We start from the raw sequence: 14,264 nt of genomic DNA on the forward strand, positions 1-14,264 counted from the left end.
TTGATAAGCTCCGGCCCATGCCGCGCCCCCACAGCCATGTCCTGCTCGTCCTCGCCGATGCCACGCTGCGCCGCAGCCTGCTCAAGGGCCTGGGCGCTGCCGCCAAGCAACTCGACAATCCCTGCGGATTGAGTTTTCACGGGGTCGCCTCGGCCGGCGAAGCCCTGGCCATCGCCCGCGACGACGGCGACCTGCAGAGCGTGCTGATCGACAGCCTGGGCGACCCGCAAGGTGCCGCTCCCTGGGCAGCCGAGGACCTCGTGCAGTCCGTGCACGCCATGCGCCCGGAACTCGACCTCTACGTGCTGGTGGACAGTGCCCGCGACGAAGAGACCGTCGGCGCGCTGACGCGCGAGGCGATCGACGGCTTCTTCATGCGCGACGAGGCCGACCCGCGCGGCTGGTTCCGCATCCTTCAGGCCGAGATCCAGGAGAAGTCGCGCACGCCCTTCTTCGACGCGCTGCGCGAGTACGTGCTGATGGCCAAGGATGCGTGGCATACGCCGGGCCATTCGTCGGGCGACAGCCTGCGCGGCAGCCCCTGGTCGGCGGAGTTCCACGAATTCCTCGGCGAGAACATGCTGCGCGCCGACCTGTCGGTGTCGGTCGACATGCTCGACTCGCTGCTCGACCCGAAAGGCGTGATCGCGCAGGCGCAGGAGATGGCGGCGCGTGCCTTTGGCGCGCAGCGCACCTTCTTCGCGACCAACGGCACCTCGACGGCCAACAAGGTGATCTTCCAGACCCTGCTGGCGCCGGGCGACAAGCTCTTGCTCGACCGCAACTGCCACAAGTCGGTGCACCACGGCGTTGTGCTGTCGGGCGCGCGGCCGGTGTACCTGGACAGCTCGATGAACCGCACCTACGGCCTGTTCGGCCCAGTGCCGAAGAAGACGCTGTTCGCGGCCATCGAGGCGCACCCCGATGCGAAGGCACTGATCCTCACCTCCTGCACCTACGACGGCCTGCGCTACGACCTGCCGCCGATCGTCGCGGCCGCACACGCCAAGGGCATCAAGGTGATCATCGACGAGGCCTGGTACGCGCATGCGCGCTTCCACCCGGCGTTCCGTCCGACGGCGATGGAGGCCGGCGCCGATTACGCCACGCAGTCCACCCACAAGGTGCTGTCGGCGCTCAGCCAGGCCAGCATGATCCACGTGAACGACCCGGCCTTCGACGCGCACCTGTTCCGCGAGAACTTCAACATGCACACGTCGACGAGCCCCCAGTACGGCATCATCGCCAGCCTCGACGTGGGCCGCCAGCAGGCCGTGATGGAAGGCTACAAGCTGCTGCAGCGCACGCTCGAGCTCGCCGCCGAGCTGCGCGAGGCGATCGACGCGACCAACGTCTTCCAGGCGCTCACGCTGACCGACCTGCTGCCTGTCGAAGTGCAGGACGACGGCATCCAGCTCGACCCGACCAAGATCACCGTCGATGTGTCGCGTTCGGGTTTCACGGTCGACGAGTTCCAGCAGGTGCTGTTCGAGCGCTTCAACATCCAGGTCGAGAAGTCGACATTCAACACCGTGACGCTGCTGCTGACCATCGGCACGACGCGCAGCAAGGTCTCCCGCCTGCACGACGCGCTGCTGCGCCTGGCGCGCGAGGCCAAAGCGCCGCGGCGGCTGGTCAAGGCGCCGGAGATCGCCGGCTTCACCAGCCTGCGCTACCTGCCGCGCGACGCCTTCTACTGCGAGGGCGAACTGCTGCCGCTGCTCGACGACGATGAGCACGCCAACGCCGCGCTCGACGGCCGCGTCTGCGCCGACCAGATCGTGCCCTATCCGCCGGGCATCCCGGCGCTGGTGCCGGGACAGGTGATCACGCGCGAGATCGTGCAGTTCCTGCTCTCGCTGATGCGCTCGCACAAGCGCACCGACCTGCACGGCGTGGTACACGACGGCTACACCCCTTGCATCCGCGTGATGACAGCGGCCGAGGAACGCAGCCATCGCGCGCTCTGACTACACTTCGCGCCTTCCCCGAAAGCAGACCATGGCGATCTACCAGCTCGACGACGACATTCCCCGCATCGCGGACACGGCCTGGGTGGCCGACAGCGCGCAGGTCATCGGCCGCGTGGCGCTGGAAGAGGGCGCCAGCGTCTGGTTCGGCGCCATCCTGCGCGGCGACAACGAATGGATCACCATCGGCCGCGGCTCCAACGTGCAGGACGGCAGCGTGCTGCACACCGACATGGGCTGCCCGCTGACGATCGGTGCGGACGTGACCATCGGCCATCAGGTGATGCTGCACGGCTGCACGATCGGCGACGGCTCGCTGATCGGCATCCAGGCGGTGGTGCTGAACAACGCGAAGATCGGCCGCAACTGCCTGGTCGGTGCCGGCGCGCTGGTCACCGAGGGCAAGGAGTTCCCGGACGGTTCACTGATCATGGGCTCGCCGGCCCGAGTGGTGAGGCAGCTCTCGCCCGAGCAGTTCGAGCGCCTGCGGCTGGGCGCGGTGCACTACGCCGAGAACTCCGAGCGCTATCGCCGCGGCTTGAGGAAGATCGGCTGATGTCGGAGCTGCACAAGTTCATCTTCGAGGGGCTGCCGGTGCGCGGCATGCTGGTGCGGCTGACCGATTCCTGGCAAGAGTTGCTGCAGCGCCGCGAAACTGCTGCAGACGCTTTCCCGCCGCCGGTGCGCGAGCTGCTCGGCGAGATGGCCGCTGCCGGCGTGCTGATGCAGGCCAACATCAAGTTCAACGGTGCCCTGATCCTGCAGGTGTTCGGCGACGGGCCGGTGAAGCTCGCGGTGGCCGAGGTGCAGCCGGATCTCGCGTTTCGCAGCACCGCCAAGGTGATCGGCGAGGTGCCGGCCGGCGCGAAGCTGGAGGCGATGCTCAACGTGCACGGCCAGGGCCGCTGTGCCATCACGCTGGACCCGCAGGACAAGCTGCCTGGCCAGCAGCCGTACCAGGGCATCGTTCCGCTGCATGGCGATGCGCGTGAACCGCTGCAGCAGCTGTCGCAGGTGCTCGAACACTACATGCTGCAGTCCGAGCAGCTCGACACGCGGCTCGTGCTCGCCGCCGACGACAAGGTGGCCGCCGGTTTGCTGATCCAGCGCCTGCCGGTGGAGGGCGCCGGCAACCTGGCCGGCCAGCTCGACCAGGACCAGATCGGCCTGAACGAGGGATTCAACCGCATCGCCCACCTCGCCGCCACGCTGACGAGCGACGAACTGCTCACGCTGGATGCCGACACCATCCTGCGCCGGCTGTTCTGGGAGGAAAAGCTGCTCCGCTTCGAGCCGCAGGCCGGTGCGTCGGGGCCGCACTTCAAGTGCTCCTGCTCGCGCGATCGCGTGGGAGCGATGCTGCGCAGCCTGGGCCGCGAGGAGATCGAGAGCATCATCGCCGAGCAGGGCCGGGTCGAGATCGCCTGCGATTTCTGCGGCATCAAGTACCACTTCGACCCGGTCGATTCCGCGGGCCTGTTCCTGCCGCCGGGAACGCAGCCGCCGGGCAGCAGCGCGCTGAACTGACTGGCTGACCGGCTCGCGCTACTGCTGGAACAGGCGGCGCTGCTCGGCGTCCCGGAGCTTCACGCAGACCGGATCCGCAGCCAGTTCGCCGCGCCGGCATTCGCGTTGCTCGCAGAAGCCGCGCATCAACAGGTTCGCAGCGGCACACAGTTCGGTCACGGTCTTCGCCCGCTCCGGTGGCGGCGCCGGTGGCGCGGCGACGACCGGTGCCGGGGCGGAGGGTGCGGGTGCCGGTGCCGGTTCGCTTCGCGCGGCAGGGGCTTCCAGCGCCCGCTTGCGTGCCACGGGCTCAGGCACCTGCTTGCGTGCCGGTGCCGAAGCAGCCGGTGCGGAGGCAGGCGCAGGGGCGGCCGCCGGCAAGGCGGCCGAAGCCGGTGCCGGCGCGGACATCACCGGCGCGGGCGACGAGGCCGGCAACGGGGCGGCTGCCGGTGCTGCGGCGGAAGCCTGCGCAGCCGCCGGTGCAGGCGCGGCATCCATTGCGGCCGGCGGCACGCTCGGCCCCGCCAGCCAGGCGAGCAGAGCGAACACCGCCAGCAGGCCCAGGCCCGCGGCCACCCATCGCAGCGGGCGCGGCCCGCGCCGCACGGACATGGAAGGTTCGAGCGGCGGCAGCGGCGAGGGCGCCGTGTGCGACATCACCAGCGTCGGCGCCGACAGCGGATCGAAGGTGTCCTCGTCGGGCGCCGCGGCGCTTCGCCATGCAGCCGGCAGCGGCGGAGCCAGGGTCGGCGCGCCCTCGCTCGGCGGAGCCTGTGTCTCGGGGGCTGGTGCCATTGCGGGCGCGGCTGTGGAAGCGGTCGCAGGGGGCGCGCCGAGTGACATCAGCGCAACCAGCCCGTAGCCGCAACGCTCGCAATAGGTCGAGCCGGGCGGATTGCGGTGCCCGCAGTCTTCGCAGTGCAGGGCCTGCAGCGAATCGCTCTCGGGCAGATCCGCGGAAAGCGCCGCCATGGGAACGCCGCAAGCGCGGCAGAACGTCGCGCCGTCGGCGTTTTCGGTACGGCACTCGAAGCAGGCGTGGGCCATCGGGTCGGGGTCTCGGGGACGCGGAACGATATCAGAGCGATGCGAGCCAGTGGCGCTCGCATCCCGCGTCGCCGCAGCGATCGCACACCCACTGCCAGCGTTTCGTGCCGTCGTCCTGCGGGGGATGCAGCGCGCGCTGCACCGCGGCCAGTGCGTTGGCCAGGCGCTGCGGACCTTGGCCGAACACCACCGCGCAGTCGATCGCCGCGCGCAAAAGGGCCGCGCGCACGAGTGCATCGACGGGCTCGCGCACATGCGGCCCGTCGCGCTGCAGCCCGTCGGCCTGCCAAGGCAGGTCGAGCGCGGTCAGCAGCGTGAGGCTGCTGCGCGCGTGGTCGGCCAGCGCGCTGTCGTACAGGCCGGTGTCGCCGAACACCTGCTCGCTGTACACGGCGATCATCAGCGCGGTGGTGTCGGCCACCACGATGTCGTGCGACTCGGCTGCCTCGGCGATGCGCAGGCTCTGCTGCGCGGCGATGCCGGCCTGCTCATCCTGGCGCGGTGTGCGGCCGACGCGATGGCAGAACTCGCGAAGATATTCCGGCACCACGGCCACCCGGCGCCCGGGTGCCGCCAGCGCCGCGCCGAGTTCGGCGGCCAGCGTGGTCTTGCCGGTGCTCTCGGCACCGAGCAGGCCGATCACGAAGGCCCGGCTCATCGCGCCTCGGCGCGGGCCATTGCCGACCAGGCCCGCCAGCCGGCCACCGACAGCAGCACGAACACCGCGTAGAGCACGACGGTGAGCCACAGGCCCTTGTAGGCGAACAGGGCGACGCTGACGACGTTGACGATCAGCCAGACCGGCCAGTTTTCCACGTACTTGCGGCCGAGCAGCCATTGGCCGACCAGGCTGCCGGCGGTCGGAAAGGCATCCCACCAGGGCACATCGGAATCGGTCGCGCGGGCCAGGAAGGCGCCGAGCAGCGGCCAGGCCACGGCCATGGCCACCGTGCAGCCGATCAGCTCACGCCGGCCCAGACTGCGCACGCGCAGCGCCGTGCCGTCGTCCTGCGTGCCGCGCAGCCATTGCCACCAGCCCCACAGCGCCACCACGACGAAGAAGATCTGCAGGTTCGCTTCGCCATAGAGACGGCTGTCCCAGAAGAGCGCGAAGTACAGCAGCGAGCTGGCGATGGCCAGCGGCCAGCCCAGCGGATTGACGCGGATGTTGAAGCCGACCATGGCCAGCGCGAGCACGAACGCGATCAGCTCGAGCCAGCTGGCCGGCGCACCCCACAGCGAGAAGGCAGGCGCAAACAGCGGCCGCAGCGCCTGCAGCAGCGTCTCCATCAGCGCTGGCGACGCGGGCTCAGCGCTGCGGCGCCGAGAGCTGCACGAAGATCTCGTCGGGCTTGACCATGCCGAGGTCGAAGCGGGCCTTCTCCTCGACCATCTCCAGGCCTTCCTTCAGGTCGCTGACCTCGGCGAGCAATTGCGCGTTGCGCTGCTTCGCCGCGGCGTTGACCTCTTTCTGGTCGCGCAGCTTGCCCGACAGCTCCATCACGCGCGGCACGCCGCCCTTGCCGAACCAGAGCTCGGCATGCACCAGCGCGAGCAGCGCCAGCAGGGCGAGGGTGACCAGGCGCATCGCCGCAGCCTCAGCGCAGGTTGTAGAAGGCCGCGCGGCCCGGGTAGGTGGCGACGTCGCCGAGGTCTTCCTCGATGCGCAGCAACTGGTTGTACTTGGCGATGCGGTCGCTGCGGCTCATCGAGCCGGTCTTGATCTGGCCGGCATTGGTGCCCACGGCGATGTCGGCGATGGTCGAGTCTTCGGTCTCGCCCGAGCGGTGCGAGATCACCGCCGTCCAGCCGGCGCGCTTGGCCATCTCGATGGCGGCGAAGGTCTCGGTCAGCGTGCCGATCTGGTTGATCTTGATGAGGATCGAGTTGGCGACGCGCTTCTCGATGCCTTCCTTGAGGATGCGGGTATTGGTGACGAACAGGTCGTCGCCGACCAGCTGCACCTTCTGACCCAGGCGCTCGTTGAGGTGTTTCCAGCCGTCCCAGTCGCCCTCGTGCATGCCGTCTTCGATGCTGATGATGGGGTACTTGTCGACCCAGGTGGCGAGGATGTCGGTCCACTCGGGCGCGCTCAGCGTCAGGCCTTCGCCCTCGAGGTGGTACTTGCCGTCCTTGTAGAACTCGCTGGCGGCGCAGTCCAGGCCGATGGCGATCTGGCGGCCAGCCTCGTAGCCCGCCTTGTCGATGGCCTCGAGGATCAGCTGGATGGCCGCCTCATGGCTGGCGACGTTGGGTGCGAAGCCGCCCTCGTCGCCGACGGCCGTGGTCATGCCCTTGCCGTCGATGATCTTCTTCAGCGCGTGGAACACCTCGGCGCCGTAGCGCACCGCCTCGCGGAAGGTCGGCGCCCCCACGGGGATGATCATCAGCTCCTGCAGGTCGAGGTTGTTGTTGGCGTGCGCGCCGCCGTTGATGACGTTCATCATCGGCACCGGCATCTGCATGCCACCCGAGCCGCCGAAGTAGCGGTACAGCGGCAGGCCGGATTCCTCGGCGGCGGCGCGTGCCACCGCCATGCTGACGGCCAGCGTCGCGTTGGCGCCCAGGCGGCTCTTGTTGTCGGTGCCGTCCAGGTCGATCAGCGTGCGGTCGAGGAAGGCCTGCTCGGAGGCGTCGAGGCCGAGCACGGCCTCGCTGATCTCGGTGTTGACGTGCTCGACGGCCTTGAGCACGCCCTTGCCGAGGTAGCGCGCCTTGTCGCCGTCGCGCAGCTCGATCGCCTCGCGCGAGCCGGTGGAGGCGCCCGAGGGCACGGCCGCGCGGCCCATGGTGCCGGACTCCAGCAGCACGTCGCACTCGACGGTCGGGTTGCCGCGGCTGTCGAGGATCTCTCGGCCGACGATGTCAACGATTGCGCTCATGGTCTTTTCTCTCTCGCCTGAAGATGGATTCTTGAATGGATGTCAGCAGGAGAAGTCGTTCTCGAGCAGCGGCTGCTGCTTGATCACGCGGTCCAGTGCCACCAGTTGTTCGAGCAGCGCCTTCATGTGCTTCAGCGGCACGGCGTTCGGGCCGTCGCTCATCGCGTTGGCGGGGTCGGGATGCGTTTCCATGAACACGCCGGCCACGCCCACCGCGATGGCCGCGCGCGACAGCACCGGCACGAACTCGCGCTGGCCGCCGGAACTGGTGCCCTGGCCGCCGGGCAGCTGAACCGAGTGCGTGGCATCGAAGACCACCGGCGCGCCGGTCTCGCGCATGATCGCCAGCGAGCGCATGTCGGACACGAGGTTGTTGTAGCCGAAGCTCGCGCCGCGTTCGCAGGCCATGAAGTTGTCAGGGTCCAGGCCCTTTTCCTTCGCGGCCGCACGCGCCTTGTCGATCACGTTCTTCATGTCGTGCGGGGCGAGGAACTGGCCCTTCTTGATGTTCACCGGCTTGCCGCACTGCGCGACGGCGCGGATGAAATCGGTCTGGCGGCACAGGAAGGCGGGTGTCTGCAGCACGTCGACCACCGCCGACACGGCGGGGATCTCGGCTTCGCTGTGCACGTCGGTGAGGATGGGCACCTTCAGTTCGCGACGCACCTTCGCCAGGATCTCCAGGCCGCGTTCCATGCCAGGGCCGCGGAAGGTGGTGCCGCTGGAGCGGTTCGCCTTGTCGTAGCTCGACTTGAAGATGAAGGGGATGCCCAGCGCCGAGGTGATCTCCTTCAGGCGACCGGCCACGTCCATCTGCAGCTGTTCGCTCTCTACCACGCAGGGGCCGGCGATCAGGAAGAAGGGACGGTCCAGGCCGACGTCGAAACCGCACAGCTTCATGCGGCCACCTTCGGGCGCTGCTCGGCATGCTGTGTCAGGGCGGCCTTCACGAACGATGTGAAGAGCGGGTGTCCGCCCCAGGGGGTGGACTTGAACTCGGGGTGGAACTGCACGCCCATGAACCAGGGATGCACGGCCTGCGGCAGTTCGACGATCTCGGTGAGCTTCTCTCGCTGGGTGATCGCCGAGATCACCAGCCCGGCCTCGGCGAGGCGCTCGAGGTAGTTGACGTTGGCCTCGTAGCGGTGGCGGTGGCGCTCGGTGACCACGTCGCCGTAGATCGCGTGGGCCAGCGTGCCAGGCTTGACGTCGGAGCTCTGCGCGCCCAGGCGCATGGTGCCGCCGAGGTCGGAGCTGGCGCTGCGCTTCTGGATCGAGCCGTCGGCGTCCTGCCATTCCTCGATCAGCGCGATCACCGGGTGCGGCGTGGCCGGGTCGAACTCGGTGCTGTTGGCGTTGGCGAGACCCGCCTTGTGGCGCGCGAACTCGATCGTCGCGACCTGCATGCCCAGGCAGATGCCCAGGTAAGGGATCTTCTTCTCGCGCGCCAGGCGCGCCGCGCAGATCTTGCCTTCGATGCCGCGCTTGCCGAAGCCGCCGGGCACCAGGATGGCGTCGAAGTCGGCCAGTCGTGCCACGTTGTCGGCCGAGATCGTCTCGGAGTCGACGTACTCGATGTTCACCTTGGCGTGGTTGTGGATGCCGGCGTGGCGCAAGGCCTCGTTGAGCGACTTGTACGAGTCGGACAGGTCGGTGTACTTGCCGACCATGGCGATGCGCACCTCGGACTTCGGGTGCTCGACCTCGGTGACGAGGTCGTCCCAGCGGCGCAGGTTGGCCGGCGGCGTGGACAGGCGCAGCTTGTCGCAGATCAGGCCGTCCAGGCCCTGCTCGTGCAGCATGCGCGGCACCTTGTAGATGGTGTCGACGTCCCACATCGAGATCACGCCCCACTCGGGCACGTTGGTGAACAGCGAGATCTTCTCGCGCTCCTCGTCGGGCACGCGGCGGTCGGCTCGGCACAACAACGCGTCGGGCTGCACGCCGATCTCGCGCAGCTTCTGCACGGTGTGCTGGGTCGGTTTGGTCTTGAGCTCGCCGGCGGCGGCGATCCAGGGCACGTAGGTCAGGTGCACGAAGGCACACTGGTTCGGGCCGGCCTTCAGGCTGAGCTGGCGCGCGGCTTCGAGGAAGGGCAGCGACTCGATGTCGCCCACCGTGCCGCCGACCTCGACGATCGCCACGTCCACCGCGTGGTCGGTGCCGACACCGGCGCCGCGCTTGATGAACTCCTGGATCTCATTGGTGACGTGCGGGATCACCTGCACCGTCTTGCCGAGGTAGTCGCCGCGGCGCTCCTTCTCGAGCACGCTCTTGTAGATCTGCCCGGTGGTGAAGTTGTTGGCCTTGCGCATCTTCGTGGTGATGAAGCGCTCGTAGTGGCCGAGGTCGAGGTCCGTCTCGGCGCCGTCGTCGGTGACGAACACCTCGCCATGCTGGAACGGCGACATCGTGCCCGGATCCACGTTCAGATACGGATCCAGCTTGATGAGGGTGACCTTGAGGCCGCGCGATTCGAGGATCGCGGCGAGGGATGCAGACGCGATGCCCTTGCCCAGCGAGGACACCACACCGCCGGTGACAAAGACGAACTTGGTCATTGCATGCGGCACCCGCTACTCACGAATGCCGTGGTGGTAAAGCGCGATTATAGGCGTGCCCACCACCCCGGCCGCGCTCAGGCGCCGGCGGCGATCGCCTTCAGCACCAGCTCGGCCGTCTGCTTCGGGTGCTGCATCGGGTACAGGTGCGTGCCCTCGATCCAGAAGAGGCGCTCGCCCACCAGTGCACGCGTCGCGGCCACGCCGCCCTGGCGCATCTCGGCCGACTGCGTGCCGGCGACGAAGCTCACCGGGCAGGCCGGCGGATGGCGCTTGAGCAGCGTGCCCAGGTGGTGCGGCAGCGTGTTGTAGATCCGCGTTTCGATGTCGCGGCGAAAGGCCAGCACGATCTTGCCGTCCTGCGCCTCGAAGCCCGTCTGCACGTAGTCCTCGAGCACGCGCGGGTCCCAGCGCGCGAACACCGCCTTGGCGGCGAAATGCGCGCGCACGGCGTCGCGCGACGGCCATTCGTGCCGCCGCGTCTGCGACACGCGTCCGGGCGACACACGCTTGACCAGCCCGGTGGCCTTGGCCACCTGCAGGCTGTGCGCGCGCCAGCCGGTGATGATCGGTGAGTCGAGCAGGATCAGCGCGCTGGCCAGGTCGGGCCGGCGGCAGGCGGCCAGCAGGCTCAACAGGCCGCCCAGGGAGTGCCCGACCAGGATCGCCGGCCCGCCCACCTCACGCTCGATGAAGTGGATCAGCTGGTCGCGCAGCTTGGGCCAGTTGCCCGTCACCGGATAGGCCGGGTCATGGCCGAACCGCTCGACGGCGTGCACCTCGTGCCCCGCCTTTCGCCATTGATCGAACAGCACCCTGTAGGTGCCGGCCGGGAAGCCGTTCGCGTGGCTGAAGACGATCGGGGCCTTCTTCTGCTTCTTCAAACGATCTTCTCTCCGGCGTGGGTGATCTTGCGCATCGGTTCGAAGCGCCCCGAGCTCACGCACAGCGGATGCGCCGTGGTGCCACCGTCCCAGTGCGGGTCGTCGATCGACTCGAACACCTGGCGCAGCTTCTGGCCCCAGGTGCTGCGGATCATGTGGAAGTACGGGTTGTGCTCGTCGATGCACACGAGCTGGTCGCTGGCGAAGCGACCGCGCTCGTAGACGAGCAGGTCCAGCGGCAGGCCCACCGACAGGTTGGACTTGAGCGTCGAATCCATCGACACCAGCGCGCACTTGGCGGCTTCGTCCAGCGGCGTGGCGGGCGTGATCATTCGGTCGAGCACCGGCTTGCCGTACTTCGATTCGCCGATCTGGAAGTAGCAGGTCTCGCGCGTGGCCTCGATGAAGTTGCCCGCCGAATAGACGAGGAACAGGCGCATCGCCTCGCCCTTGATCTGGCCACCGAAGATCATCGAGGCGTTGAAGTCGATGCCCGCCTGCTTGAGCGACGGGCCGTCCTGGTCGTAGACGCGGCGCACCGCGCTGCCGAGCACGCGCACGGCGTCGAACATGCTGGTGGCGTTCCAGATGGTGATCGGTTCGCCGCCCGGGTTGTCGATCTTCTCGACCTGCAGGATCTCGCGCACCGACTGGCTGATCGACAGGTTGCCCGCCGACAGCATCACCATGAAGCGTTCGTCGGTCTTCTCGTAGACCATCATCTTGCGGTAGGTGCTGATCTGGTCCAGGCCCGCGTTGGTGCGCGAGTCGGACAGGAACACGAGGCCGGCATCGAGCTTGATACCCACGCAATACGTCATGGCAAATCCTTCTGGATGGCTTTCAGGCGGTACAGCGCGTCCAGCGCTTCCTTCGGCGACAGGCTGTCCGGGTCGAGCTCGGCCAGCGTCTCCTCGACCTCGCTGCGAACCTGGATCGGCGGCGGCGGCGGCGCCTCGAAGAGGTCGAACTGCGAATCGTGCGAGCGCTGCTGCGTCTCCAGCGCCTCCAGCGTGGCGCGCGCCTGGCGAATCAGCCCGGCCGGCATGCCGGCCAGCCGCGCCACCTGCACGCCGTAGCTGCGGCTGGCCGGGCCGACCTGGATGTCGTGCAGGAAGACGATGTCGTCGCCGCTCTCCACCGCCGAGACGTGCACGTTGAGCGCGCGCTCGTGCTTGATCGGGAACTCGGTCAGCTCGAAGTAGTGCGTGGCGAACAGCGTGAACGAGCGGTTGCGGTCGTGCAGCTGCGTAGCGATGGCGCCGGCCAGCGCCAGGCCGTCGAAGGTGGAGGTGCCGCGGCCGATCTCGTCCATCAGCACCAGCGACTGTTCGGTGGCGCCGTGCACGATGGCCGCGGCCTCGGTCATCTCGAGCATGAAGGTCGACTGCGCGTTGGCCAGGTCGTCGGCGGCGCCGATGCGCGTGTGGATCGCGTCGATCGGCCCGAGACGGCAGGCCTTGGCCGGCACGAAGGAGCCCATCGCGGCGAGCAGCGTGATCAGCGCCACCTGGCGCATGAAGGTGCTCTTGCCGCCCATGTTCGGGCCGGTGATGACGAGCATGCGCCGGTTCGCGTCGAGCCGGCAGTCGTTGGACATGAAGGCGCCGGCGCCGGTCTCGGCCAGCCGCGCTTCCACGACCGGATGGCGGCCCGCCTCGATGTCGATGCAGGGCTCGCGCACGAACGACGGGCGGCACCAGCCCAGCGTGCGCGCCCGCTCGGCCAGCGCGGCCAGCGCGTCCAGCCCGGCCAGGCCACGGGCCAGCGAGGTCAGCGGGTCGAGGTGCGTCTGCAGCTGGTCGAGCACCTGGTCGTAGAGCAGCTTTTCGCGCGCCAAGGCACGGTCTTGCGCCGACAAGGCCTTGTCCTCGAACGTCTTGAGCTCCGGCGTGATGAAGCGCTCGGCGTTCTTCAGCGTCTGGCGGCGCAGGTAGTCGCCCGGCACCTTGTCGAGCTGGCCCTGCGTGACCTCGATGTAGAAGCCATGCACCTTGTTGAACTGCACGCGCAGGTTGGCGATGCCGGTGCGCGCGCGCTCGCGCGACTCCAGGTCGAGCAGGAAGGCGTCGCAGTTCGCGCCGATGCCGCGCAGCTCGTCGAGCGTGGCGTCGAAGCCCGGCGCGATCACGCCGCCGTCGCGCAGCAGCACCGCCGGCTCGTCGGCGATCGCCATCACGAGCAGGTCGGCGATCTCCTGCGGCGGGTGCATCGCCTCCCACAGCATGTCCAGTAGCGCGCTGGCGCCGTGCGGCACACGCGCCAGCAGCGTCGGCAGGCCGTGCAGCGTGGCGCGCAGGCCGGCCAGCTCGCGCGGGCGCACCTGGCGCAGCGCGATGCGCGCGGTGGTGCGCTCGACGTCGCTGACGCCGCGCAGCGCTTCGCGCAGCGCATCGAGCTCGGTGTGCAGCAGCGCCTCGATGGCGTCGTGCCGCTGGCCGGCGACGCGGCGCTCGCGCAGCGGCTGCGTCAGCCACTGGCGCAGCGCGCGGCTGCCCATGCCGGTGCGGCAGGTGTCCAGCAGCGAGAGCAGGGTGGGGGCGTCCTCGCCGCGCAGCGTCTGCGTGAGCTCGAGGTTGCGGTGCGTGGTGGGCGGCAGCTCCAGCAACTCGCTGGCGCGGCGCACGGTCAGCGTGCGCACGTGGGCGAGCGACTGGCCCTGCGTGTGCTCGGCAAACGCCAGCAGCGCGGCGGCCGCGGCCTGCGCGGCGACGAGATCCTGCGCGTTGAAGCCAGCCAGGTTGGCCACGCGCAACTGCTCGCACAGCTTGCGCGTGCCCAGTGCTGCATCGAACTGCCAGGCCGGCCGCGCCGTCAGCGGCACGCGCGACTGCGCCAGCGTGGCGCTGCTGTGGTCGCGGTCGACCAGCACTTCGCTGGCCGAAAGCCGCGCCAGCCAGGTGCCGAGCTCGCGCTCGCTGCACTCGGTCAGGCCCAGCTCGCCCTGCGTCAGCGACAGCCAGGCGAGGCCGAAGGTCGTGCCCTGGCGCGCCACCGCGAGCAGCACCGAGTCGGCCTTGTCGGCGAGCAGTTCGGTGTCGGTCACCGTGCCCGGCGTGACCACGCGCACCACTTTACGCTCGACCGGGCCCTTGGCCGTGGCGACGTCGCCCACCTGCTCGCAGATGGCCACCGCCTCGCCCATGCGAATCAGCTTGGCGAGGTAGGTCTCCACCGAGTGCACCGGCACGCCGGCCATCACCACCGGCTCGCCGGCGCTCTGGCCGCGGCTGGTCAGCGTGATGTCGAGCAGGCGGTTCGCCTTGCGCGCGTCGTCGAAGAACAACTCGTAGAAGTCGCCCATCCGGTAGAAGACGAGCGTGTCCGGGAATTCGGCCTTGATGCGCAGGTACTGCTGCATCATCGGCGTGTGGCCGTCGAAGGCGGCCGTCACGGGCTGGTCCATGCGCG

General features: G+C 68.9%; 13 protein-coding genes and 1 pseudogene. 3 read left to right on the forward strand and 11 right to left on the reverse strand.

Annotated features, from left to right (window positions below; genetic code table 11):
* Window positions 1-17: 17 nt before the first annotated feature.
* The 3 genes from HZ992_RS07775 to HZ992_RS07785 are packed head-to-tail and all read left to right on the forward strand — an operon-like array spanning window position 18 to window position 3,497.
* Window positions 18-1,970, forward strand: coding sequence for an aminotransferase class I/II-fold pyridoxal phosphate-dependent enzyme (locus HZ992_RS07775; protein WP_209386095.1), 1,953 nt, complete (start codon window positions 18-20; stop codon window positions 1,968-1,970).
* Between the two features lie 31 nt (window positions 1,971-2,001).
* Entirely contained in the window at window positions 2,002-2,526 is a 525-nt protein-coding gene (locus HZ992_RS07780; RefSeq protein WP_209386096.1) for a gamma carbonic anhydrase family protein, read from the forward strand.
* Window positions 2,526-3,497, forward strand: coding sequence for an Hsp33 family molecular chaperone HslO (locus tag HZ992_RS07785; RefSeq protein ID WP_209386097.1), 972 nt, complete (start codon window positions 2,526-2,528; stop codon window positions 3,495-3,497). Before HZ992_RS07780 ends, HZ992_RS07785 begins: the two co-directional genes overlap by 1 nt.
* An 18-nt stretch (window positions 3,498-3,515) precedes the next feature.
* Here HZ992_RS07785 and HZ992_RS07790 read toward each other — a convergent pair whose 3' ends face one another.
* The 11 genes and pseudogenes from HZ992_RS07790 to mutS form a co-directional block, all read right to left on the reverse strand.
* On the reverse strand, window positions 3,516-4,274 hold the full coding sequence (locus tag HZ992_RS07790) for a hypothetical protein (protein ID WP_245213389.1): 759 nt from the start codon (window positions 4,272-4,274) through the stop codon (window positions 3,516-3,518).
* A gap of 78 nt (window positions 4,275-4,352) precedes the next feature.
* Window positions 4,353-4,526 (reverse strand): annotated as a pseudogene (locus HZ992_RS26115) (zinc ribbon domain-containing protein); the annotation flags it as partial.
* A 31-nt stretch (window positions 4,527-4,557) separates the two neighbouring features.
* Window positions 4,558-5,184: an AAA family ATPase gene (locus HZ992_RS07795; RefSeq protein WP_209386099.1), complete on the reverse strand. Its 627-nt coding sequence runs from the start codon at window positions 5,182-5,184 to the stop codon at window positions 4,558-4,560.
* On the reverse strand, window positions 5,181-5,816 hold the full coding sequence (gene pnuC, locus HZ992_RS07800) for a nicotinamide riboside transporter PnuC (protein ID WP_209386100.1): 636 nt from the start codon (window positions 5,814-5,816) through the stop codon (window positions 5,181-5,183). The genes HZ992_RS07795 and pnuC overlap by 4 nt, the downstream gene beginning before the upstream one ends.
* A 19-nt stretch (window positions 5,817-5,835) precedes the next feature.
* Entirely contained in the window at window positions 5,836-6,114 is a 279-nt protein-coding gene (gene ftsB, locus HZ992_RS07805) for a cell division protein FtsB (protein WP_209386101.1), read from the reverse strand.
* 10 nt (window positions 6,115-6,124) lie between these two features.
* Complete coding sequence (eno, locus tag HZ992_RS07810; protein WP_209386102.1) at window positions 6,125-7,408, reverse strand: phosphopyruvate hydratase; 1,284 nt, start codon at window positions 7,406-7,408, stop codon at window positions 6,125-6,127.
* A 42-nt stretch (window positions 7,409-7,450) separates the two neighbouring features.
* Window positions 7,451-8,308, reverse strand: coding sequence for a 3-deoxy-8-phosphooctulonate synthase (gene kdsA, locus HZ992_RS07815; protein WP_209386103.1), 858 nt, complete (start codon window positions 8,306-8,308; stop codon window positions 7,451-7,453).
* Window positions 8,305-9,969 carry a CTP synthase gene (locus HZ992_RS07820; RefSeq protein WP_209386104.1) on the reverse strand — a complete coding sequence of 555 codons (1,665 nt, stop codon included), beginning with the start codon at window positions 9,967-9,969 and terminating at the stop codon, window positions 8,305-8,307. Before HZ992_RS07820 ends, kdsA begins: the two co-directional genes overlap by 4 nt.
* Window positions 9,970-10,046: 77 nt before the next feature.
* Complete coding sequence (locus HZ992_RS07825) at window positions 10,047-10,853, reverse strand: alpha/beta hydrolase (protein WP_209386105.1); 807 nt, start codon at window positions 10,851-10,853, stop codon at window positions 10,047-10,049.
* Entirely contained in the window at window positions 10,850-11,674 is an 825-nt protein-coding gene (locus HZ992_RS07830) for a proteasome-type protease (protein WP_209386106.1), read from the reverse strand. Before HZ992_RS07830 ends, HZ992_RS07825 begins: the two co-directional genes overlap by 4 nt.
* The gene (gene mutS / locus HZ992_RS07835; RefSeq protein ID WP_245213390.1) at window positions 11,671-14,259 is read right to left on the reverse strand and encodes a DNA mismatch repair protein MutS; all 2,589 of its coding nucleotides are present in this window, start codon (window positions 14,257-14,259) and stop codon (window positions 11,671-11,673) included. Before mutS ends, HZ992_RS07830 begins: the two co-directional genes overlap by 4 nt.
* Window positions 14,260-14,264: the final 5 nt, after the last annotated feature.

Origin of the sequence: Rhizobacter sp. AJA081-3 (genome assembly GCF_017795745.1) — a bacterium.
Lineage (GTDB): Bacteria > Pseudomonadota > Gammaproteobacteria > Burkholderiales > Burkholderiaceae_C > Piscinibacter.